Source organism: Streptomyces sp. NPDC003016 (assembly GCF_053591455.1).
The window spans coordinates 114,542-135,909 of record NZ_JBSFTV010000007.1 but is presented as its reverse complement, the minus strand read 5'-3'; the positions used below and the strand labels follow the sequence as shown (position 1 = coordinate 135,909).

The following is a 21,368-nucleotide window of genomic DNA, read 5'->3' as shown; positions in this document are numbered from 1 at the left end:
GAACCCGTCTTGAACGCACGTCTGCTCACCCATCTGCGGCACGTCGACCTCGCCGTGCCCGACTACGACAAGCAGCTCGACTTCTACGCGGGCGTCTGGGGCCTGACCAAGGCCGCCGAGGACTCCGGCATCGCCTTCCTGGCCGCCGAGGGCTCCCCGGAGCAGTACGTCGTACGGCTGCGCAAGGCCGAGGAGAAGCGCCTCGACCTCGTCTCCTACGGCGCCGCGAACCCCGCGGACGTCGACACCCTCGCCGAACGCCTGCTCGTCGGCGGCGTCCAGCTGATCTCGCGGCCGGGCACCGTCGGCACCCCCGGCGGCGGCTACGGCTTCCGCTTCTTCGACGTCGACGGCCGCACCATCGAGGTCTCCGCCGACGTCGAGGTTCGGCAGCACCGCAAGATCGAGGAGAAGGAGGCCATCCCGGTCAAGCTCTCCCACGTCGTGCTCAACTCGCCCGACCTGAACCGCACCCGTGAGTGGTACGAGCGCCACCTCGGCTTCGCGCTCAGCGACACGCTGTCCTCGCCCCACATGGGCGAGGTCATGCACTTCATGCGGATCAGCAACCAGCACCACTCCATGGCCATCGCCCAGGGCCCGCACACCGCCCTGCACCACGTCTCCTTCGAGATGCGCGGCATCGACGAGTACATGCGCGGCTCCGGCCGCGTGCTGCGCGCCGGTTTCCGCAAGATCTGGGGGCCGGGCCGGCACATGGCGGGCGACAACACCTTCACCTACTTCCTCGACCCGCACGGCAACACCGTCGAGTACACGACGGAGCTGGAGGAGCTCGACGAGGACACCTGGCACCCGCACGTCTACGACTTCTCCCAGCCCGAGGTCACCGACCAGTGGGGCACCGCCAACCCCATGAACGAGCTGATCGCGAAGGAATCCTTCAACGACGTCGACCGCGGCGTGTTCGTCGCCCCGCCGGTCTGACCGACGCTCTCCTCCCGAACCCCGGGGGCGCGGCACTCCTGTCAATGCCCTGACTGCCCGCCGCGCCCCCGGTCCCGGCCCCGGTCCCGGCCCCGGCCCCGGCCCCGGCCATGAGCCCGCTCGCCCGCCTCACGGCTCCGTACCGGCTCCGTACCGGTTCCGCGTCAACGACGGTCGAGGGACTGCCCCGCCCGCCTCGTCGGACACCTGCGCGAGGTGCACACCGGCATCAGCGAGGTGGACGGGGCAGCGGCCGCGGCGGGTGCGCGGCGCGTGGTCGTCAGCCACCTGGCTCCGGCCGACCCGTCGCAGTTCCCGGAGAGCGAGTGGGCCGCGGCCGCCCGCGCGGCCGCCCGGACAGCGGGCTACCGCGGGCGCGTCACCGTGGGCCACGACCTCATGCGCATCCCCCTCCACTGACCTCCCCTCCTCTCTCCCCCCAACAGGAGCCGCACCATGCGTTTCGCCGCTTACGAGCACCGGCACCGCCACCGGGTGGCCGTCGTGGAAGAGGACGGCACCCTCTTCCCCCTGCCCGGCGTCACCTCGCTCACCGCCCTGCTCACGGAAGCCGACGGCCTGCCGGGACTGCTCGCCGCCGGAGCGGCGGCGCTCGACGTGCCGCCCGGCCCCCACGTCTCGCAGGTACGGCTGCTTCCTCCCCTCCAGCCCTCCTCCGTACGGGACTTCGTCACCTTCGAGGAGCACGTCGAGGGCGTACGGCGGTCCGTGGAGGGCGCCGGCGGCGTCCCCGAGCAGTGGTACGCGGCCCCGACCTTCTACTTCACCAACCCGCACGCCGTCTTCGGCCCGCACGACGACATCCCCGTGCCGCCCGGCTCCACCGCCCTGGACTTCGAGCTGGAGGTCGGTGCGGTGATCGGCCGCGAGGGCCGCGACCTCACCCCCGGGCAGGCCCGCGACCACATCGTCGGCTACACCGTCTTCAACGACTGGTCCGCGCGCGACCTGCAGTCGGCGGAGATGAAGGTGGGCCTGGGCCCCTGCAAGGGCAAGGACACCGCCACCACGCTCGGCCCGTACCTCGTCACCGCCGACGCACTGGAGCCGTACCGGGACGCCGACGGCTTCCTGCGCCTCGCCCTGACCGCCGAGGTCAACGGCGAGACGGTCGGCAAGGACCTGCTGTCCAACATGAGCTGGACCTTCGAGGAGATGACCGCCTACGCCTCCCGCGGCACCCGCGTCGTGCCGGGCGACGTCCTCGGCTCCGGCACCTGCGGCAACGGCGGCTGCCTCGCCGAACTGTGGGGCCTGCGCGGCGAGCGGACGCCGCCGTCGCTGAAGCCGGGCGACACCGTCACCCTGACCGTCGAGGGCATCGGCACCGTCTCCAGCACCGTCGTCCCGGGTGCCGAGCCCGTGTCCCTGCCGGCCGGCCGGCGCCGCGGCCGGGAGCGGCCGTGACCGCCCCTCAGTCCTGGGGGCACCTCCCGGCCGAGGGCCGGGGGAGGCTGCTCGGCAAGGTCGTCGTCGTCACCGGCGCGGCCCGCGGCCAGGGCGCCGCAGAGGCCGAGGCGCTCGCCCGGGAGGGCGCCCGCGTCATCGCCACCGACGTCGCCCCCGGGAGCGGCTGCCGGCGCCTGGACGTCACCGACGAGAAGGACTGGTCCGAACTCGCCGCCGAACTGAAGGAGGCGTACGGGCAGGTGCACGGCCTGGTCAACAACGCGGGCATCACCTGGCGCGCCCGCGTGGGTGACGTACGCCCCGAGGACATGGCCCGGGTCCACGCGGTGAACGTCACCGGCCCCCTCCTCGGCATCCAGCACCTGGCCCCGCTCATGCCACCCGGCTCATCCGTCGTGAACATCGGCTCCTCGGCGGCCCTCACCGCCCACTACCCGGTCGCCTACACGACCAGCAAGTGGGCGCTGCGGGGCCTGTCGAAGACCGCCGCCCTGGAGCTCGGCCCGCGCGGCATCCGCGTCAACACCGTCCATCCCGGTTACATCGAGACCGAGATGACCGCCTCCGCCGCTCCGGCGTTTCGCGAGGCCGACGTCCGCGAGACCCCGCTGGGCCGCACCGGAACCGTCGCCGAGGTCGCCCCGCTGGTCGTCTTCCTGCTGTCGGACGAGGCGTCGTTCATCAGCGGTGCCGAGATCCCCGTGGACGGCGGGCTGACCGCGCACGGCGGCGTGAAGTCCGTCTCCGACGCCCTGCGACCGGAGGCGGGCGGATGAAGCGGCTGAAGCGGCTCGACGGCAAGGTCACCCCGGTCTCCGGCACCGCCCGCGGCCGGGGCCGGGCCGCCGCCCTGCCCGGCGCGGCACAGTGAAAGGAACACGCCCACCATGGACAAAGTGATCGGCAGCGCCGCCGAGGCGGTCGCCGACATCCCCGACGGCGCCTCACTGGCCGTCGGCGGCTTCGGCCTCAGCGGCGTACCCGAAGTCCTCATCCGCGCCCTGTACGAACAGGGCGCGGGCGGCCTGGAGGTCGTCTCCAACAACTGCGGCGTGGACGGCCGGGGCCTGGGCGTCCTGCTGGCCTCGGGCCGCATCGCCCGGGTGACCGGCTCGTACGTCGGCGAGAACAAGGAGTTCGCCCGCCAGTACCTGTCGGGCGAACTGGAGGTGGAACTCGTTCCGCAGGGCACGCTCGCCGAACGGCTGCGGGCCGGCGGTGCGGGCATCCCCGCCTTCTACACACCCGCGGGCGTCGGTACCCAGGTCGCCGCCGGCGGCCTGCCCTGGCGCTACGCGGCCGACGGTACGGTCGCCGTCGCCTCGCCGCCCAAGGAGTCCCGCGACTTCACGGGCCGCCCGCACGTCCTGGAACACGGCATCACCGCCGACTACGCCCTCGTGAGGGCCTGGCGCGGCGACCGCCACGGCAACCTCCGCTTCCGCCGCGCCGCCGCCAACTTCAACCCCCTCGCCGCCATGGCCGGGCGCGTCACCGTCGCCGAGGTGGAGGATCTGGTCGAACCGGGCGAGCTGAGTCCGGAAGAGGTCCACCTGCCCGGGATCTACGTGCAGAGGGTCGTGGAGCTCAGCCCCGGGCAGGCCGCCGACAAGCAGATCGAGCGCCTTTCGATTTCCGCGTCTTCGACACGAGGGACGGTACGCAGCTGATGGCCTGGACCCGCGGGCAGATGGCCGCCCGAGCCGCCGCCGAACTCACCGACGGCTCCTACGTCAACCTCGGCATCGGCCTGCCCACCCTGATCCCCGGCCACCTCCCTCCCGGGGTGCACGTCGTCCTGCACTCGGAGAACGGCATCCTCGGCACCGGCCCCTACCCCGCCGAGGACGAGGTCGACCCGGACCTGATCAACGCCGGCAAGGAGACCGTCACCGTCCTGCCGGGCGCCGCCTTCTTCGACTCGGCCCTGTCCTTCGGCATGATCCGCGGCGGCCACATCGACACCGCCGTCCTCGGTGCCATGCAGGTCTCCGCCCACGGCGACCTCGCCAACTGGATGATCCCCGGGAAGACGGTCAAGGGCATGGGCGGTGCGATGGACCTCGTGCACGGGGCCCGCCGCGTCGTCGTCCTGATGGAGCACACCGCCAAGGACGGGAGTCCGAAGATCCTGAAGGAGTGCACCCTGCCGCTCACCGGCAAGGCGTGCGTCCACCGGATCATCACCGACCTCGGTGTTCTCGACATCACCGACGACGGCCTCGCTCTCGTCGAGACCGCCCCCGGCGTCACCGCCGAGGACATCACCGCCCGCACCGATGCTCCCCTGTGCCTGGGCAGTTCCACCGCCGCCTGCTGACCGGGAGGGGCTCGCCGCCCGGAGGAACCATTGACAGGGAGGCGCGTCGGCCCGCGTACCACAGCAGGGGAATACAGGGGCGGAAACAGCGCCACGACGGCTTGATCCGCCGCCCAGGGACTGTTTTCGGACAACGAGCCGTCTCTCACGGGGTCACAGACAACCCATGCCACCCTCCCTCGACTCTCCCAGGCCGGAGACAGCTCCACGATCAGAGCAGGCACTCGGAAAACGAGGAATTATGACCAGATTCCCCCAAGCCCGTCCCTGGCGTTCGGCGATCGCCGGCGCCGCGGCGATCACCGTGACCGCCGGCCTCGTCGCCGCCGCGCCCGACGCCGAAACGGAGCAGCCCGCGCCGAAGCTCAGCCTGATCGCCGCCTCGGGGGCGGTGACGCTCACCTCGTGGAAGGAGAGCCCCGGCGTCTATCTGGACCTCGGTACGTACGTCACCGCCGAGAACGGCCCCCTCGAACTCAAGGTGACCCGCAAGTCCTACAAGGACCCGGTCGTGGCCAAGCAGATCATCCGCGGGGGAACGCAGACCCGGACCAGGACCCTTCCCCAGGGCCTGGTGAAGGACTTCGCGGGACTGCCGGACTTCGCGCAGGTCAAGATCGTCGACGCGGCCGGCAGGACCGTGATGAACAAGTCCGAGGCCTTCTGCCCGAACAACGCCTCCGGCCGGATACGCCCCGACGCCCCGGCCAGGTCGAAGTACCCCGAGAGCTGTCCCGAGAACCCGTTCACGCTCGGCTCGGTGTGGGGTGTCGAGAACGGCTGGGCGTCCAACACGTACGCGGGCTACTACTCCGACCCGGTCGTCCTGCCCGCCGGGAAGTACACCGCCAAGGTGTCCGTGAAGAAGCGCTACCGCGAGCTGTTCGGCATGGAGAACAAGGCGCAGACGGTCAAGCTGACCGTACGTGAGCTCAGTTACGAGGACGACATGGGCGCGTCGGCCGCCATGGCGCACGGGTCGCACTCGGCCGGGCACTCCGGTCACGGCGCGATGCGCGCGCCGGCGCCGGCCGCCGCGACGAGCGGGGCGGGACCGTCGTACAACGTGGGTCACGGGCCCCACACCCCCGCGCCGCCGGCCCTCCCCTGGGCAGTCAGGAAGGAAGCCCTCGGGGCGGCTCGGGTGGGTGACAGGGCGGGGCAGACGGACGGTTCCCGGAGGGCTCCGGCGGTGAAGCCCGCCGCGAAGCGGCCGACCGGCACACCGAACGTGCCGAACGTGCCCAAGCCCGACCTCCGTTCGCTGCCGGCCTACGGCATCACCACCGACAAGGGAGAGGGCAGCACGGCGGGCAAGGACTACCTGGCCTTCAGCGCCAACGTCTGGAACGCGGGTCCCGCACAGCTCGTGGTCGACGGTTTCCGCGCTCCGGGCAAGGAGGTGATGGACGCCTACCAGTACTTCTACGACGCCGACGGGAAGCAGGTCGGCTACACGCCGACCGGCACCATGGAGTGGGACCCGCGCAAGGGTCACGAACACTGGCACTTCACCGACTTCGCCAGCTACCGGCTGCTCAAGGCCGACCGGAGGGAGACGGTCCGCAGCGGCAAGGAGGCCTTCTGCCTGGCCAACACCGACGCGGTCGACTACACGGTGAAGAACGCCAACTGGCACCCGGGCAACACCGACCTGTCCACCGCGTGCGGCCAGGAGAGTTCCATCTCCGTCCGGGAAGTGCTCGACGTCGGCTCCGGCGACACGTACACCCAGGACCTTCCCGGCCAGTCGTTCGACATCACCGGTCTGCCGAACGGCACCTACTACATCCAGGTGCTGGCCAACCCCGAGAAGCGGCTCAAGGAGACCAGCCTCAGCAACAACAGCGCTCTGCGCAAGGTCGTCCTGGGCGGCCGGGCGGGCGCCCGTACGGTGACCGTGCCCGCTCATGACCTGGTCGACGCCAACTGACCCGGTCCTGACGGAACACACGCTGGCGATGCCGGCTCCCGGGTTCCGTGCCCGGGGGCCGGGTCGTGGGCGGGTCAGCCGGCGCGGCCGTCGGCGCCCGCGACGCCCCTCGGGGTCACCAGCCCCGACTCGTAGACGAAGACGACCAGTTGGGCACGGTCGCGGGCGCCCAGTTTGACCATGGCGCGGCTGACATGGGTCTTGGCCGTGAAGGGGCTGATCACCATGTGGGCGGCGATCTCCTCGTTCGTCAGGCCGTGCGCGACCAGCGCCGCGACCTCGCGCTCGCGCCGGGTGAGCGTCTCGAGGCCGGGGGCCGTGCGGCGGTCCGGCGGCCGGGCGACGAACTCGGTGATGAGGCGGCGCGTCACGGACGGCGAGAGCAGCGCGTCACCGTGGGCCGCGATGCGGACGGCCCGGAGCAGGTCGGCCGGTTCGGTGTCCTTGAGGAGGAACCCCGCGGCCCCCGCGCGCAGCGCGTCGAAGACGTACTCGTCCAGGCCGTAGTTGGTGAGGATGACGACGTGCACCCCGGCCAGCGCCGGATCGGCGGCGATGTGGCGGGTGGTCTCGATGCCGGTCATCACCGGCATCTGCACGTCGACGAGCGCGACGTCCGGGACGTAGCGGCGGGCGAGTTCGAGGCCCTGGCGGCCGTCGGCGGCCTCGGCGACGACCTCGATGTCGTCCTCGGCGGCCAGCAGGGCGCAGAACCCCGCCCGCATCAGTGCCTGGTCGTCGACGATCAGTACGCGCAGCGGGCCGCTCACCGCGCCTCCAGGGGGAGTTCGGCGCGTACGCGGAAGCCGCCGCCGGGGCGCGGTGCCGCGTGCAGGGTGCCGCCGAGGGCGGTGACGCGCTCGCGCATCCCGGTCAGACCGGTGCCGGGGACCGGCGGCTGCCCGCCCGGCGCGGCCGGGGCGGCCGGGCCCTCGTCCTCGACGTGGACGGAGAGGTGGTCCCGGGCGTAGCCGAGCAGCACGGTCGTCTTCGCGCGGCCCGCGTGCCGGGCGACATTGGTGAGCGCCTCCTGGACGATGCGGTACGCCGCCCGGTCGACGGCGTCCGGCAGCGCGCGTTCGGGTCCGGTGACGGTTACCGACGCCGCGATTCCGGCCGTACGGGCCCGCTCCACCAGTTCGCCGAGGTGGGCGAGGACGCTGCCCGGCGGTACGGCGTCGTCCGTACGCAGCACCTCCAGCGTCGCCCGCAGCTCGCGCATCGCCTCACCGCTCGCCTCCTGGATGGCGAGCAGCGCCTCCGGCACGTCCTCGCCGCGCTTGCGCGCCAGGTGCACGGCGACTCCCGCCTGGAGCTTGACGATCGAGATGGAGTGGGTGAGCGAGTCGTGCAGCTCGCGCGCGATCCGCAGCCGCTCCTCCCCCGCCCTGCGCAGCGCGGCCTCCTCCTTGGTGCGTTCCGCCTCGGCCGCGCGCTGTTCGGTCTGGTGCAGGTACGCCTGCCAGTTCTTGTCGATGAGCCCCGTCACGCCGGCGCTGAGGAACCAGCCGTGCAGCAGCAGCGACCGCTCGACCGCGTCCCCCGACGGGCTCGCGACGAAGAAGCCCACGAGGAAGACGACGCTCACCCCGATCGCCACCGCCCGGTGCCCGACCCGGGTCACGGCGTGCACCCCGGCGATCACCGGGAAGGCCGCCGAGGCCCCCGGGCTCGCGTGTACGGCGTAACCGAGCATGCAGGCCGCGGTGAAGACCAGCACCGGCACCGGGGCCCTGCGGTGCACGGCGAGTGCCAGCGACCCGGCGGTGATCAGGACCACGTCGACCATGCCGGGTCCCGGCCCCGGCGTGGTGAAGCCCGCGAGGAGGACCGCGCCGCCGATGACGGCCGCAAGTCCCGTGTCGATGAGCCCGGTTCTCCAGGCGTGCCCGTCCCGCTGATCCCCCTGCATGAACCGCACCCTAGACGCAGCTCCCGCCCGGCGCCTCCTCCCCGCAGACGGCTTTCCCCCTACTTCCGGGGAAGTAGGGCGGCCTCGGCGCCACCTGCCGGGCGCAGTCGGCGGTGCCTCCCGCCGTACGACGACGGGCAGCCTGCCCGCGGGCGAGCATCGTCCCCATGACCGGACCTTTCCGCTTCACCTCGCCCGCGACGCCCGGCTCCGCGACCGGAGTCGCCGCCGACGTCTACGCCCAGCTGACCACCGACTTCGGTGTCCCGGGGGCGTCCACCTTCGCCGTACTGTCGCCCTCCACCCCGCTGCTGACCGGATTCTGGGCGCTGATGCGCGAGTCCCTGCTGGTGACGGGGCAGGCGTCCCGTACGGACAAGGAGCTGGTGGCCGCCGGGGTGTCACTCGCCAACAGCTGCCACTTCTGCGTCAACGCGCACACCATGCTGCTGTACGCGGGCGGCGACCACGCCCTCGCCCGGACGGTCGGGCGCGGCGAGACACCGGCCGACCCCGCGCACGCCCGGCTGCTCCAGTGGGGAAAGGCGGCCGGCGCGGACGCCGGGCCGCCGCCGTTCCCGCCGGAGCAGGCCGCCGAGTACATCGGCACGGCCCTCACTTTCCACTTCATCAACCGGATCGCGTCGGCGCTGCTCGCCGACACCTCCCTGGCGGACGACGAGCACAAGCTCCGCTTCCTCGACACCGCGGCGGGCCGCCACCTGGTCGCCACCATCCGGCGCGAGCTGCGCCCCGGCGACAGTCTGCCCCTGCTGGAGCCGTCCGGCCCCGAACCCGCCTGGGCGGCGCCCGGGTCTCCGATCGCGGTGGCGTACGGTGCGCTGCGCGAGGCGGCGCTGACGGGCGCGGGCCTGCTGTCCGAGGACGACCGGGCGTACGTACGCAAGACGGTGTCCGAGTGGGACGGCGTCGCGCCCGTGCCGCCGTCCGGTGACTGGCTGCCCGAACGGGACGACCGCCCCGGCGCCCGGCTCGCGCTGCTGGCCGCCCTCGCCCCGAACCACATCACCGGGGAGGACGTCACCGCGTGGCGGACCCCGGCCCACACCGACCACTGCCTGGTGCACCTGGTCGCGTACGGCGCGATCACCGCCGTCGAGCGCGTCGAGGAGACCCTGTGAACCCCTCCGCCCCGGTGAACACCGTCGCCGAAGCGTGGGACGGGCCGGTCGGCGCGCACTGGGCCGAGCACCAGGACCGCTACGACGCCATGGTGTCCGGCTTCAACGACGCGCTCTTCGCCGCCGCCGCGATCGGCGAACGCGACCGCGTCCTGGACATCGGCTGCGGCAGTGGCTGGACCACCCGTCACGCCGCGCGCATCGCCTCGCGCGGCAGCGTCGTGGGCGTGGACCTCTCACGGCCGCTGATCGAGCGGGCGCGCGTCTCGACGCAGAACGCGCGGATCGTGTACGAACAGGGGGACGCGCAGACGCATCCGTTCACGCCGGGTGGCTACGACGTGGCGATCAGCCGGGGCGGAGTCATGTTCTTCGCGGACCATGCGGAGGCCTTCGGCCACATCGGCCGTGCCCTGCGCCCCGGCGGGCGGCTCGCCTTCGTCTGCCCGCAGCCGGGCGGACCGGACGGTGAGGAGGCCAGGACGCTGGGCCTGATCGGCTCGCTCACGGGCGAACCGGACCAGCGCACCGCCCAGGTGATGCGCGCGATGGGCTCACTGTCCGACCCCGCCCGCCTGCACGAAATCCTGGGCGGGGCGGGCTTCGAGGAGGTGACCGTGGCCCCGGCCGACGGGCCGACGGTCTGGGGCCGGGACGCGGCCGACGCCGTGGGCTTCCTGCTGTCCCGCACGGGTGCGGGGGGCTCGGTGCCCGCGTCCACCCGCGCCGCGATGGAGGACGCTCTGCGCCCGTACGAGACGGGGCGGGGAGTGGTGATGCGGGCCGGGGTCTGGGTGGTCGGCGCGGTACGCCCGTAGCGGAGGCGGCGGGGCCGGTTCCTGCCGGGCCTGTGGCGGTGGCGCCGCACGGCGGATATTGAGGTGCGACGCGGTCCGCCGCTCCGTAGGGTCGACGCTCGTGGAACCGCTCAGTGAGAAACAGATCCGCTCGTCCTTCGTGAACTGCACCAAGGGCGAGGCGACCCGCCTCAAGCTGCCGCTCGGCTTCGCCGAGCTGCCCTGGGAGGACCTGGACTTCCTGGGGTGGGTGGATCCAGGGGCTCCGCTGCGGGCCCACCTCGTACTGCCCCGCGCGAACGGTCCGCTGGGAATCTCCCTGCGCGTCCCCGCCGTGGGCCGCACCAGTGCGGTGAAGTCCAGTCTCTGCCAGATGTGCCTGACGGGACACGCCTCCTCCGGGGTCTCCTTGCTCGCCGCCCCCTTGGCGGGCACGCGGGGCCGCGAGGGCAACACGGCCGGCGTCTACGTCTGCTCCGACCTCGCCTGCTCGTTGTATCTGCGCGGCAAGCGGCAGCCGAAGCTGCGTTCCGGACGCTACGAGGAGTCCCTCACCCTGGACGAGCGCATCGCCCGTATGACGCGCAATCTGGACGCCTTCGCGGCCAAGGTCACTGCGGGCTGAGACCTGCTCCGCCCCGCGGAAGGGGCCCTTCCCCGGGGCGGAGTGCGTGCCGCCGACGGCCAGGACACCGCCGGTGACTCAGGAGTCGAGCGCGGGGATGATCTCGGCGCCGTACGCGTCGATCGTCGCTTCCTTCGCGTCGTGCATGGCGTAGACCGCGAACTGGTCGACGCCGAGGGCGCGCAGCGCCCTGAGCTTCTCGATGTGCGCCTCGGCCGGCCCCAGCAGGCAGAAGCGGTCGACGATCTCGTCGGGCACGAAGGCGGTGTCCGGGTTCCCGGCCCGTCCGTGGTGGCTGTAGTCGTACCCCTGGCGCTGTGTGATGTACGCCGTGAGGGCCTCCGGCACCAGGCCGGAGTCCTCGCCGTACCGGGCCACCAGATCCGCGACGTGGTTGCCCACCATGCCGCCGAACCACCGGCACTGCTCCCGCGCGTGGGCGAGGTCCTCGCCGACGTACGCGGGGGCGGCGACGCAGACGGTGACGGACTCCGGGTCGCGTCCCGCGTCCGACGCGGCGGTGCGCACCGCCTCGACCATCCACTCGGTCAGGAACGGGTCCGCCAGCTGGAGGATGAACCCGTCCGCCTTCTGCCCGGCCAGCTCCAGCGCCCTGGGCCCGTACGCCGCCATCCACACCGGCAGCCGGCCGTCCTTCACCCACGGCAGCCTGATCCGCTGCCCGCCGATGTCCGCCTCCCGCCCCTCCGCGAGGTCGCGGATGACGCCGATCGCCTCCCCGAGCCGGGCCAGGGTGTTGGGCTTGCGGCCCGCCACCCGCATCGCGGAGTCGCCGCGGCCGATGCCGCACACGGTTCTGTTGCCGTACATCTCGTTGAGGGTGGCGAAGGTGGAAGCGGTGACCTCCCAGGTGCGGGTGGAGGGGTTGGTCACCATCGGCCCGACGATCAGGCGCTCGGTGTGTTCGAGGACGCGGCTGTAGATGACGAAGGGTTCCTGCCACAGCACGGCGGAGTCGAAGGTCCAGCCGTAGCGGAAGCCGTTGCGCTCAGCGCGCCGCATCAGGCCGACGACCGCCGACGCGGGCGGGTCGGTCTGCAGGACGAGTCCGAAGTCCATGACGTGGACCTCCCGGTTCGCTCGGATCAGTTCAGGTTCTGACAGGTGGATCGGGGCGTGCGGATGCCGTGTCCTGCCCGGCCGGTGAACGCGCGCCCGCCGGTGACGACGCCGTTCCCGGCGGTGCCATGACCAGTCCGCCGTCGGGGGCGGAGCGTTGCACGGCGCGCAGGATCCGTCCGTCGCCGCCGCGGAAGGCGCCGGGTACGCCGCGAACGGCCGGGAACTTGTGCGAACGCATCCTCTGCGTGACGTGCTCCGGGAAATCTTTCCACATCGAGCCGTGCCGAACCTTGTGCGACGACGCGTCGGGGCGAGTCGCGGGGGGACAGTCCTGGACTGCTTCCCGGGTCCTGGGAAGAGGTCCTCCAGCGCTGCCCACCGCTGCTCACCGGTGAGCAGCGGTGCCACCATGCGCTCGTGTTTCCCGGGCCGGACCTCGAAGGGACAGCCGGCGCCGCGGAGAGCCCCTGGGCATCGAGGAGTGCCAGGCGGCGCGTCGCCAGCGCACACGTGAAGGGGCCCTGGTGCCGTACGGCACCAGGGCCCCGGGGGATCAACACCATCTGCCGGCTACTGCTGTGCCGGGCTCTTGTTTCCGCGTCTCCGCCGGGGGGACGGACGGGGATGCGGGGATCGCTGATGCGTGACCGGGGACCACCTTCCCTTCCGGGTCCTTCGGTACCCGGGCGGACTCCTCCTCGCCCGGGCGATCCTGATGGCGTCTGCCTCCTTCTTCCTCGCGGTCGATCTGTCGTACTGCTTGTCGTACTGCTGGAACCGCGGAACTGCTCGCGGCCCCTCCGGGCCGCCGGCCCGGCAGCCAACCCGAGGACCCTGGCGCATCCGGCCCTGAGGTTCCACTGCCGCGCCTCGCTCGCGGTCTTGACCACGGGCGCGGTCTTGACCACGGGCAAAACCCTACCCCACCAAACGGCAATGTCTACTACCGCCACGTCAGATTTCCTTCAGCCGGAGAATCCGGGATTCTGTCGCGCCGGTGTGGAAACCCGTGTGGAACCTGTTTGGGCGGGCAGGCTCTCCCTTCTGCACAACAGCACAACCGATCCGGGTGAGGTGTACGTGCATGAACGGCACAAAGACCACCGACACGGTTGCCTCACATCGGGCGACGGGCGACAGCACAGCCGACATCCGCCGGGCTCGCGAGATCACCCGCGCCTTCACCGACAGCCTCGGCCCGGCGCCGGGCCCGGACGTGGCGGACACCCTCGTCCTCGTGGTGTCCGAACTCGTCACCAACGCCCTGCGCCACGGCGGCGGCCGCTACACCCTCGAACTGTCCGCCGGCCCCGACACGGTGAGCGTCGCGGTCAGCGACCCCCGTCCCGCACCCCCGCGCGAGCGCACCCCCGACCTGAACGGCGGCAGCGGGGGCTTCGGCTGGCACATGGTCCGCCGCCTCGCCCAGGGCGTGACCGTCACGCCCGGCCCTGGTTCCGGCAAGACCATCACCGCCCTCCTCACCCGGAACCCTGACCACTCGGCGCGGTAGCGGGGCGTCGCGGAGCGGCAACGGGCTCTGTTGCGGCATGACAACGGGATGCATTCGCCACCGGCGCCGGGGCACAAGGGGCGCGTACGACAACTCGATGGCACGGAAGCAGAGATGAGTGTGACGGCATGTCCTTCTCCCACCACCCGCAGACGCCGAACGACCACGCGCAGACCCCTGACACGGGCGTGAAGCGGGGCAACGGACTGGCGATCACCGCGCTCGTTCTCGGCGTCGCGGCGGTCCTCCTCTTCTGGACCGTCTTCGGCGGCATCGTACTGGGCCTGCTGGCGGTGGTCTTCGGCATTCTCGGCGCACGCAAGGCACGTGGAGGCCGCGCCTCGCACGGCAGGATGTCGGTCATCGGCACGGTGCTCGGTGCGCTGGGACTGATCGCATCCGTCGTGATCATCGCGGTCGGCGCGTCGATCATCAATTCCGACGAGTTCGAGGACTTCGACGACTGCGTCCAGCACGCCACGACGCAGAGCGAACGTGAGGCGTGCGAGAAGGACTTCGACCGGGACATGGACAACTGATCCCGCCGGCGTCCGCGCGACCGTCCCGCGACGGGCGGGACGGAACCGGAGTGCCGGGCCCGAACCGACTCAAGCACCACCGCTCAGTGATCACGGGACACGGCAAACCCGCGGTCCGACACGGACCGGCCGAGCTGGCGGACAGGGCGGCCGGGCAGGATGATGAAGCGGCGGGTCCACTTCTCATGTCCCGGTCTTCCCGGCGGCCCGGGGACCCGCGTGTCATCGGATCCGTTCCGGCGGCGCCGTGAAGCTCGCACGTACGGCCGGGGCGACAATGCGGGGCTATTTTGTAGGGATACTTTCGCCAGATCGGGCAGGTGCCCCGTGACAGAGCCGCAGATGCGTGCCGCGAGAGCTTCAGCCTCCTGAGCGGGACGGCGAGGTGTACGAGTGTTCATGGGAGTGACGGCTGCATGGAGCGCGCGGGACCATCAGACGACCCCCTTCACGACCTCGCCGTCCAGGTGGCTCAGGCCGCCGAGGCAGTGGTGTCGACGTGGGAGCAGGCCGCTCACACCATGTCTCCACGGCTTTCGGCCCTCCAGCTGGAAGCGCTGTTGATCATTCGTCGGTCCCCGGGCATCAACCTCACCGGTCTGGCCGAGGACGTCGGCGCGGCCCCTTCGGCTGTCAGCAGGTTGTGCGACCGGCTGGAAGCGGCCGGCCTGGCACGTCGCGAACGCGCTGCGCTCAGCCGGCGCGAGGTGGTCCTGGCGCTCACGCCGCAGGGGCAGGGACTGGTCGACTCTCTGTTCGCCCGTCGTCATGCGCTGTTCGGTGACGTCCTGAGGCGTATGCCGGCCGCCGACCGCCCGGCCCTGCTGACCGCCTTGGCGGCCTTCTCGAAGGCATGGCAGGCCGGCGGCGGGTGAGAGGGGGAGGAGGCCGGTTCGCTCGCTCGTCAGGGGTGGCCGTCAGGCGGCGGCGGGCCTTCCGCGCCAGTCCAGGCACACCACGGCGGCATCGTGGGGCAAGTCGTGACTGCCGTGATACTGGATCAGCCCGTCGACGACAGCTCGCGCTGCTTCGTGAGCCGATGAGGTGCGGGTAGCGGCAATGGTCTCGCGCAGGGCGATCTCACCGAAGATCCTGCCGTCCGCCGACAGAGCGCCGTGCACACCGCTGCTGGCGATGATCAAACGGTCTCCGGGCTCGATCTGCAGCACCTGCTCGCGGTACTCCGTTTCCTCGAACATGCCGAGCGGCAGCTGGGCGTCGAGCTCGAACCGCTCGACGATGCCGTGCCGCAGACGGAACAGCTGTGGCGAGCCGGCGTCGACCGCCTGGATCCGGCCGGTGGCCAGGTCGAAGCGCAGCAGGAGCGTCGCCGAGTACTGGGCCCCGGCGTATTCTCCGTAGACGGCCTGGTCGGCGAGGCGTGCCTGGTCGGACAGGGTGATGCCGCTGCGGCGGGCGTTGCGCAGTGCGCTGACGGTGAGGTTCGTCAGCAGGGCCGCTTGGACGCCGTCTCCGCTGCCGTCGGACACGGTGATGGTCAAGTGATCGTCGGTGGTGCTCCAGTCGAAGTTGTCGCCGCCGATGGCGTAGGCCGGCTCCAGGTGGGCTCCGAGTGTGCACTCTTCGCGGGCGAAACCGCGGCCGGGCAGGAGCTGCCACTGCATTTCGGCCGCCAGGGTGAGGCGCTGGCGGCGGCGGGCCTGGAGGTAGAGGTCGGTGTCCCTCTCCGCGGCCAGCAGTTCGTGGCCGACCGCCGTGGCGAAGGCGCTCAGTTCCAGCACGCGCGGCGCTCCCGCGGTCAGCTCCGGAAGGTGCACCGACAGCACGCCCAGGCGGTCTCCCCGTACGGTGACGGGAAGGTGCACCGTCACCGTGCCGGGCTCTGCCACGGCCTCCAGGACGGGGACCTGCGCCGAGAAGGCGCGGCCGACCGGGTGCTCGCCGCGGGCGGGTACCGCCTCGCCCGTATGCGGGAGGCGGGTGACCGGCTGGAGCACGGTCAGGCCGTAGTCCGCCAGCAGCAGCGTCACGGAGCGAGCGTGCAAGTAGTGGGCGAGCAGCGAGCGCGCCGTGGACAGCAGGCCGGTGGGCGGCGCCGCCCTCAACGCGCTCTCCGCGGCTCCGAGCCAGTGTCCGGGCTGGTCGCTCATGGGCTCTTCCTCATCGTCCGCATCGGGCCGCACCGTAGCTGTTTCCATCCTGCCCCCCCCAGAAGCCGCGGAGACCCGGTCGGCGGAGCCCGTCAGGCGGTGTCCGCCGAGTGCTCCTGGCCGTCAGCCGCTTCGGCGAGGCCGACGCGGGCCGCGGCTGCCGCGCGGAAGGCTTCAAGCCCTCCTGCGAGGGCCGCAAGCTCGCCCGGAGCTATTTCCCGCAATACCGCTTCAATTTCCCGTACTCGAAACGCGCGGAATTCGGCGAGGAGATCGCGTCCGCGTCGGCTCATTCTCACCTCGACCTCGCGGCGGCTGGTGGCGCTCGGAAGCCGTTCGACGAGGCCGGCGGCCTCCAGGCGGTCGCACAACCGGCTGACGGACGACGGTCGCGATCCCAGCGCCTCCCCCAGGGCCCGGAGGTTGACCCCGTCCTGTCCTTCGAGGACGGTCAGCGCGCGAAGCTGTGAGGGGGATATCGGGCCGGAGGGGGCGGCTTCCTGGCCCCGGCTCCACAGGAGCTGCAGCAATTCCAATGTCGCGCATGTGTCATGAGCCACTTGCTCGTGATGCGTGAAGTGCCGGGTGTGGAGCATGGGGTCATATTCTCATCTTCGTGTGTGATGTGTTCGTGACGCCTTTGTGCGGGGCGGGAATCCGCGCTGGCGGAAAGCATCTCGTGCCCCCGTCGGAGGGGACGGCTTCGGCGGTGCCCCGCGCGCCGCCTACGGCGCGCCCCTGCTGCTGCGGACAGCCAGGACCAGGGTGTCGTCGGGGTGGAGGACGACCGTGTGCATGTCGGCGGCGATCGAGCCGGGGATGTCTGCCAGCGGCCCGGACGCGTGATGGCGGGACGCCTCGACGAGACGGATCTCGCCCTCGCAGGGGTCCCGACGGCTCTCGGTGAGTCCGTCGGTGTAGAGGATGAGGAGATCGTCCGGGCCGACCCGGGTACGCAGGACTCTTTCGCTTCCGGGAAAGGGAAACCCGATGCCCCGGCCGCGGACTTCGAGGTACTGCGCGGTGCCGTCGGCCCGGACCAGGAGCGCGGGAGGGTGACTGCCGTTGGCCAGCTGGAGTTCTCCGGTGGCCGGGTCCAGCCGGGCCAGGAGCACGGTCGCCATCAGATCGGGGTCCAGCGGCACGAGGATTTCGTGCGTGCGGGCCAGGATCGACTGCAGCGGATGGCCTTCGAGGGCCAGCGTGCGTACGGCGTGGGTCACGTTGAGGGCGCTGCGCGTGCTGCGTACCCCGTGCCCCAGGGCGTCGACGACGGTGATGTGGAGCGTGCCGTCGGGGAGGGCGAACCAGTCGTAGAGGTCTCCGCCGGCGGGGGCGTTGGGGTCGGCCGGTGCGTAATGGACCGCGAGCTCCAGGCCGTCGACGGCCAGCGGCGGCGGGCGCAGGGCGTCTTCGAGTTCCTGAAGGATCCGGCCGTGCGTCCTGCGCAGTTGTTCGTCGCGTTCTTCGAGCTGTACGTAGAGGGCGAGGACGCCGGCGTTGGTCTCGGCGAGCTCGTGCTTGAGGCGGCGGTGTTCGGCGATGAGACCGTCGGTCTGGGCGAAGGCCGCGCGGAGTTCTTCCTCGACGGCCCGGATCTGGGTCCACGGCGCCCTGTCCGGGCCCGACGCGCATCGGCCGCCGCTGTCGGCCGGGAGCCTGCCGGAGCCGGGGCGGTGGGCCTGCGTGGCGGGAACGGGAAGGGGGATCCGCCACGTGACGGCGCCGGGGGAGGGTTCGGTGGCGGGCAGCGGCAGGTCCGTGGCGGCAAGCAGGCCGGAGGCTCCCGGGGACCGCAGGGTGACCGCCAGGACGGGCGACTCGGTCTGCGTACCTCCTTCTTGGGCGCTGTCCAGGACGACGGGCCGGCCGGCCCGGAACTCGCTGTCGGCCAGGTCGGCCACGGACAGCACGAGGCGGGCTCTGACTTCGACGGGCAGCCGGTACTCGTGTGCCAGGCGGCGCACGGCCCGGCGCAGCGGCGGCAGGGTGCGGAAAACACTGTCGGTCATCGCTGCCTCTGCTCGGGCCTGACGGCCAGCACGGTGGCGTCGTCGCGGCTGGACCGGTGGCCATGAGCGACTGCCGCGGCGAGCAGGGGCGGAGGCAGACGCAGCATGAAAGGGGAGGGGGCATGCGCCCACGGGGCGTTGATGCCGTCGCTGTGGAGCACGGCGGTGGTGCCGTGAGCGAGGGGAATGCTGTGCGTCTTGGCGGCGGGCATCTTCCAGCCGACGATGCCGGGTTGTCCGGTCAGCCGGTGGTCGACGCCGCGAGGGGAGAAGGCCAGGACGCGCACGTTGCCGATCCCGCAGTACTGGGCGTGTTCGGCGTGCAGGCGCAGGAGGCCGACAGCGGCGCCACGGGTGTGGCGCAGGGCTCGGTGCAGCGAGTCGAGGATCTGGGGCAGCGGCCGGTCCCCGGCGGCGTGGAAAGCACGCAGGGCCGTCTGCGCGGCCTCGGCGGCCCGGGGCCCGTGCCCGAGCCCGTCCACGACGATCGCCGTCCGGATGCCGGCGTGCTGGACGATGGCACCCGCGTCTCCGCACTCCTCCTCTCCCTCGGCGGGCAGGCAGAGGAACCCGGCGTCCTGCCACACCGGCTCGGGCTGGCCGGGGAGGGCGAGGCGGGCACACGCCAGGGTGCCGACGCCGACCTGGGTGCGGATGGTGAAGTCCGTCGCTGTCCGGCTGACGGCTCCGAGACCCGCGCCCAGGGTGCCGGTCGTGGTGTAGCCGTCGGCAAGGCAGCGGTGCAGCTCCGGCATGCCGGGGCCGCGGTCCGCCGCGAGGATCTCCAGGCCGGCGCCCAGCGGCAGCGGCTGGATGTAGAGCGCGCCGTCCTTGGCGTGCTTGTCGAGATTGCTGGCCAGCTCGGAGGCGACGACCGCGGCCCGGTCGGGCGCCGCTCCGGGAAGCCGGCACTGCTGGGCGATCGAGCGGGCGGTCGCCGCGGCCAGGTGGACGGCGCTGTAGTGATCGATGCGTACGAAGGCGGTGGGCGGCACGGCGGGAGGGGTCACCGGTTCACCCACCGGGTGGCGATCACAGTCGTTCCGGCGCCCGGCGCGGTGCGTACCTCGAAGTCGTCCATGAGACGACGGGCACCGCCCAGGCCGTGGCCGAGCCCTGTGCCGGTGGTGAAGCCGTCGACGAGCGCGGCGTCGGTGTCGGGAATGCCCGGGCCGTCGTCCCGGAACGTCAGCCGCAGGCCCTTCTCACCGTGGCGGCGCGGGTACTCAATGGTGAGGGACCCTCCCCCGCCATGGATGTAGGCGTTGCGTGCCAGCTCACTGGCCGCGGTCACCACCCGCGTCTGATCGACGATGCCGAAGCCGACGGCCAGGGTGGCCGCGCGCACCGCGTGGCGGACCTTCAGCAGGTCCTCCTCCGTGGCCAGCACCACTCGCGCGGCGGCGTCCTCGGCGCCTCCGGACGCTGGGAGGTTCTCCTGTGCGGCAGCCGTATCCGTACTAGCGAGTTGTGTCACGGGGGGCCCCTTCCGGGGGCTGCGGACTTTGATGCCAGCCCAGGGCTGCCATGCCCTGCTCTGCGTTCAGGGCGGTTCGCACACCAATGAGTTCGATGCCGAGTTCGACCAGTGTGATCGCCACGGCGGGGCGCATACCGGCCACGATCACGCGGGCCCCCAGCAGCCTGGCCACCGTGGTCAGCTCCATCAACGTGCGTGCCACGAACGAGTCGATGAGCTCCAGGCGGGAGATGTCGATGAGGACTCCGCGCACTCCCTCGGCCGAGATCCGCTCGGTGAGTTCGTCGGTGAACACCAGAGCGGCCTTGTCGTCCAGCTCGTTGAGCAACCCGGTGACCAGCACGTCCCCCAGGCGCAGAAGGGGAACACCGCTCGGACGGCCGGTCACCGAGAAGCCGGTGCGTCGGACGGGACCAGAGAGCCGGCGGTGAGTTTGATCGCCTCGGACAGAGCGTCCGCGAGGGTGGCCCGGGTCATGATCGTGGACAGGTCGATGCCCAGCTGGGCGATGGTCTGCGCGATCGGCGGCCGGATACCGCTGATGATGCAGTCCGCCCCCATCAGCCGTACCGCGTTGACGGTCTGCATCAGATGATGCGCCACAGCGGTGTCCACGGTCGGCACACCGGTGATGTCGATGATCGCGACCGTGGCCTCCTGGTCCTGGATGGCCTGCAGCAGGTTCTCCATCACCACCTGCGTGCGCGCGGTGTCGAGCGTGCCGATCAGCGGCACTCCCAGCACCTGCCGCCAGAGCCGGACCACGGGAGTGGAAAGCTCCAGCAACTGCCTGCTCTGCCGGCGGATGATCTCCTCCCGCCCCTCGACATAGGTGTCGAAGGACAGGGCGCCCGCCGCGTCCAGAAGCCGGTTGATCAGCAGGGCCGCGGAGAACAGGTCTCCGCTGTCCTGTGTGCTCTTCTGCACCGCCTCCAGCAGTGCCTCCTTGAGCGCGAGTACGGCCAGTGACGTGGCGGTCGGGGATTCGCCGCCCCTCGCCCTGCGCAAGGACAGCTCGGTGACCGCACGGTTGAGCCCGGCATGCGCGTTCACGATCCGGTCGACCGGCAGAGCGCTGCCAAGACCGTCGACCAGGGCAGCGACCAGGGCGTCCGCCTCCTCGCGCAGCTCACTCTCCCGGATGCCCGTACCCGGGGCGGCCTGCTGCACCTGCAGCTGCACCCACCGGTCGGCTATCGTCTCGGCGCACCCCTGCACCGCGCCGACGACGCGCTTTCGGGCCGCCACCTCATCGCTGCTACTCACCAGAGCTCCTTCGCGTCTTCGTCAGCCCAGCCAGTCTCACTGCCTTCGAGCATGCCGCCAACAGAACTGTTGCCGTGCGGCAAATATAAGCACGTCGCGCGTGAGGAAGGGAAGCGGGAAGCGCTCCGGCCGGAGCGGCACACCCGGCCCGGCCACCAGCGGCTCCACCGATGAACACCGGCACGGCCCTGCCCAGCGGCCCCCCTTGCACAGACCCGCCTCGCCACCCACACAAGAAGGCGAATACGTGCAGATC

General features: G+C 71.7%; 23 protein-coding genes. 13 read left to right on the top strand and 10 right to left on the bottom strand.

All coding sequences use genetic code 11. The annotated features are described in order from the left end of the window. Positions 1–9 precede the first annotated feature (9 nt). The 7 genes from ACWDZ4_RS08305 to ACWDZ4_RS08275 all read left to right on the top strand — a co-directional run bounded on the left by ACWDZ4_RS08305 (position 10) and on the right by ACWDZ4_RS08275 (position 6,632). Positions 10–948, top strand: coding sequence for a VOC family protein (locus ACWDZ4_RS08305; RefSeq protein ID WP_451507616.1), 939 nt, complete (start codon positions 10–12; stop codon positions 946–948). Between the two features lie 216 nt (positions 949–1,164). Continuing rightward, on the top strand, positions 1,165–1,368 hold the full coding sequence (locus ACWDZ4_RS08300) for a hypothetical protein (RefSeq protein WP_451507615.1): 204 nt from the start codon (positions 1,165–1,167) through the stop codon (positions 1,366–1,368). 36 nt (positions 1,369–1,404) lie between these two features. Further along, positions 1,405–2,376 carry a fumarylacetoacetate hydrolase family protein gene (locus ACWDZ4_RS08295; protein WP_451507614.1) on the top strand — a complete coding sequence of 324 codons (972 nt, stop codon included), beginning with the start codon at positions 1,405–1,407 and terminating at the stop codon, positions 2,374–2,376. Next, a complete protein-coding gene (locus ACWDZ4_RS08290) occupies positions 2,373–3,155 on the top strand; it encodes an SDR family NAD(P)-dependent oxidoreductase (RefSeq protein ID WP_451507613.1) in 783 nt (260 codons plus the stop codon). The genes ACWDZ4_RS08295 and ACWDZ4_RS08290 overlap by 4 nt, the downstream gene beginning before the upstream one ends. Before the next feature lie 111 nt (positions 3,156–3,266). Then, positions 3,267–4,049: a CoA transferase subunit A gene (locus ACWDZ4_RS08285; protein ID WP_451507612.1), complete on the top strand. Its 783-nt coding sequence runs from the start codon at positions 3,267–3,269 to the stop codon at positions 4,047–4,049. After that, positions 4,049–4,699, top strand: coding sequence for a CoA transferase subunit B (locus ACWDZ4_RS08280; protein WP_451507611.1), 651 nt, complete (start codon positions 4,049–4,051; stop codon positions 4,697–4,699). The genes ACWDZ4_RS08285 and ACWDZ4_RS08280 overlap by 1 nt, the downstream gene beginning before the upstream one ends. 241 nt (positions 4,700–4,940) lie before the next feature. Beyond that, on the top strand, positions 4,941–6,632 hold the full coding sequence (locus tag ACWDZ4_RS08275; RefSeq protein ID WP_451507610.1) for a lysyl oxidase family protein: 1,692 nt from the start codon (positions 4,941–4,943) through the stop codon (positions 6,630–6,632). Between the two features lie 74 nt (positions 6,633–6,706). Here ACWDZ4_RS08275 and ACWDZ4_RS08270 read toward each other — a convergent pair whose 3' ends face one another. Together ACWDZ4_RS08270 and ACWDZ4_RS08265 are read right to left on the bottom strand one after the other, a co-directional pair. Next, complete coding sequence (locus tag ACWDZ4_RS08270) at positions 6,707–7,402, bottom strand: response regulator (RefSeq protein ID WP_451507609.1); 696 nt, start codon at positions 7,400–7,402, stop codon at positions 6,707–6,709. Next, the gene (locus tag ACWDZ4_RS08265) at positions 7,399–8,544 is read right to left on the bottom strand and encodes a sensor histidine kinase (RefSeq protein WP_451507608.1); all 1,146 of its coding nucleotides are present in this window, start codon (positions 8,542–8,544) and stop codon (positions 7,399–7,401) included. Before ACWDZ4_RS08265 ends, ACWDZ4_RS08270 begins: the two co-directional genes overlap by 4 nt. Positions 8,545–8,711: 167 nt before the next feature. On the opposite strand from ACWDZ4_RS08265, the gene ACWDZ4_RS08260 reads away from it, so the two are divergent. The 3 genes from ACWDZ4_RS08260 (at position 8,712) to ACWDZ4_RS08250 (ending at position 11,108) form a co-directional block, all read left to right on the top strand. Next, positions 8,712–9,686, top strand: coding sequence for a carboxymuconolactone decarboxylase family protein (locus ACWDZ4_RS08260; protein ID WP_451507607.1), 975 nt, complete (start codon positions 8,712–8,714; stop codon positions 9,684–9,686). Continuing rightward, the gene (locus tag ACWDZ4_RS08255; RefSeq protein WP_451507606.1) at positions 9,683–10,504 is read left to right on the top strand and encodes a class I SAM-dependent methyltransferase; all 822 of its coding nucleotides are present in this window, start codon (positions 9,683–9,685) and stop codon (positions 10,502–10,504) included. The genes ACWDZ4_RS08260 and ACWDZ4_RS08255 overlap by 4 nt, the downstream gene beginning before the upstream one ends. A gap of 100 nt (positions 10,505–10,604) precedes the next feature. Further along, the gene (locus tag ACWDZ4_RS08250; protein ID WP_451507605.1) at positions 10,605–11,108 is read left to right on the top strand and encodes an FBP domain-containing protein; all 504 of its coding nucleotides are present in this window, start codon (positions 10,605–10,607) and stop codon (positions 11,106–11,108) included. A 78-nt stretch (positions 11,109–11,186) separates the two neighbouring features. On the opposite strand, the gene ACWDZ4_RS08245 is transcribed toward ACWDZ4_RS08250, so the two are convergent. Beyond that, positions 11,187–12,188 carry a TIGR03842 family LLM class F420-dependent oxidoreductase gene (locus ACWDZ4_RS08245; protein WP_451507604.1) on the bottom strand — a complete coding sequence of 334 codons (1,002 nt, stop codon included), beginning with the start codon at positions 12,186–12,188 and terminating at the stop codon, positions 11,187–11,189. Positions 12,189–13,275: 1,087 nt separating this feature from the next. Here ACWDZ4_RS08245 and ACWDZ4_RS08240 point away from each other — a divergent pair. From ACWDZ4_RS08240 to ACWDZ4_RS08230, 3 genes are all read left to right on the top strand, one after another. After that, positions 13,276–13,704 (top strand): ATP-binding protein, encoded by a 429-nt coding sequence (locus ACWDZ4_RS08240; RefSeq protein WP_451507603.1) that lies wholly within the window; start codon positions 13,276–13,278, stop codon positions 13,702–13,704. 128 nt (positions 13,705–13,832) lie between these two features. Beyond that, positions 13,833–14,243: a DUF4190 domain-containing protein gene (locus ACWDZ4_RS08235; protein WP_451507602.1), complete on the top strand. Its 411-nt coding sequence runs from the start codon at positions 13,833–13,835 to the stop codon at positions 14,241–14,243. Positions 14,244–14,659: 416 nt separating this feature from the next. Continuing rightward, positions 14,660–15,118, top strand: coding sequence for a MarR family winged helix-turn-helix transcriptional regulator (locus tag ACWDZ4_RS08230; RefSeq protein WP_451507601.1), 459 nt, complete (start codon positions 14,660–14,662; stop codon positions 15,116–15,118). A 42-nt stretch (positions 15,119–15,160) separates the two neighbouring features. On the opposite strand, the gene ACWDZ4_RS08225 is transcribed toward ACWDZ4_RS08230, so the two are convergent. The 7 genes from ACWDZ4_RS08225 to ACWDZ4_RS08195 all read right to left on the bottom strand — a co-directional run bounded on the left by ACWDZ4_RS08225 (position 15,161) and on the right by ACWDZ4_RS08195 (position 21,112). Next, the gene (locus ACWDZ4_RS08225) at positions 15,161–16,354 is read right to left on the bottom strand and encodes a PP2C family protein-serine/threonine phosphatase (RefSeq protein ID WP_451507600.1); all 1,194 of its coding nucleotides are present in this window, start codon (positions 16,352–16,354) and stop codon (positions 15,161–15,163) included. A 92-nt stretch (positions 16,355–16,446) separates the two neighbouring features. After that, positions 16,447–16,950 carry a MarR family winged helix-turn-helix transcriptional regulator gene (locus tag ACWDZ4_RS08220; RefSeq protein WP_451507599.1) on the bottom strand — a complete coding sequence of 168 codons (504 nt, stop codon included), beginning with the start codon at positions 16,948–16,950 and terminating at the stop codon, positions 16,447–16,449. 129 nt (positions 16,951–17,079) lie between these two features. Then, entirely contained in the window at positions 17,080–18,366 is a 1,287-nt protein-coding gene (locus ACWDZ4_RS08215; protein ID WP_451507598.1) for a PP2C family protein-serine/threonine phosphatase, read from the bottom strand. Next, positions 18,363–19,376: a SpoIIE family protein phosphatase gene (locus ACWDZ4_RS08210; protein WP_451507597.1), complete on the bottom strand. Its 1,014-nt coding sequence runs from the start codon at positions 19,374–19,376 to the stop codon at positions 18,363–18,365. The genes ACWDZ4_RS08215 and ACWDZ4_RS08210 overlap by 4 nt, the downstream gene beginning before the upstream one ends. Beyond that, a complete protein-coding gene (locus ACWDZ4_RS08205) occupies positions 19,373–19,843 on the bottom strand; it encodes an ATP-binding protein (RefSeq protein ID WP_451507596.1) in 471 nt (156 codons plus the stop codon). The genes ACWDZ4_RS08210 and ACWDZ4_RS08205 overlap by 4 nt, the downstream gene beginning before the upstream one ends. Next, positions 19,827–20,234, bottom strand: coding sequence for an STAS domain-containing protein (locus ACWDZ4_RS08200; RefSeq protein ID WP_451507595.1), 408 nt, complete (start codon positions 20,232–20,234; stop codon positions 19,827–19,829). Before ACWDZ4_RS08200 ends, ACWDZ4_RS08205 begins: the two co-directional genes overlap by 17 nt. Then, the gene (locus ACWDZ4_RS08195) at positions 20,231–21,112 is read right to left on the bottom strand and encodes an STAS domain-containing protein (protein ID WP_451507594.1); all 882 of its coding nucleotides are present in this window, start codon (positions 21,110–21,112) and stop codon (positions 20,231–20,233) included. The genes ACWDZ4_RS08200 and ACWDZ4_RS08195 overlap by 4 nt, the downstream gene beginning before the upstream one ends. Positions 21,113–21,368: the final 256 nt, after the last annotated feature.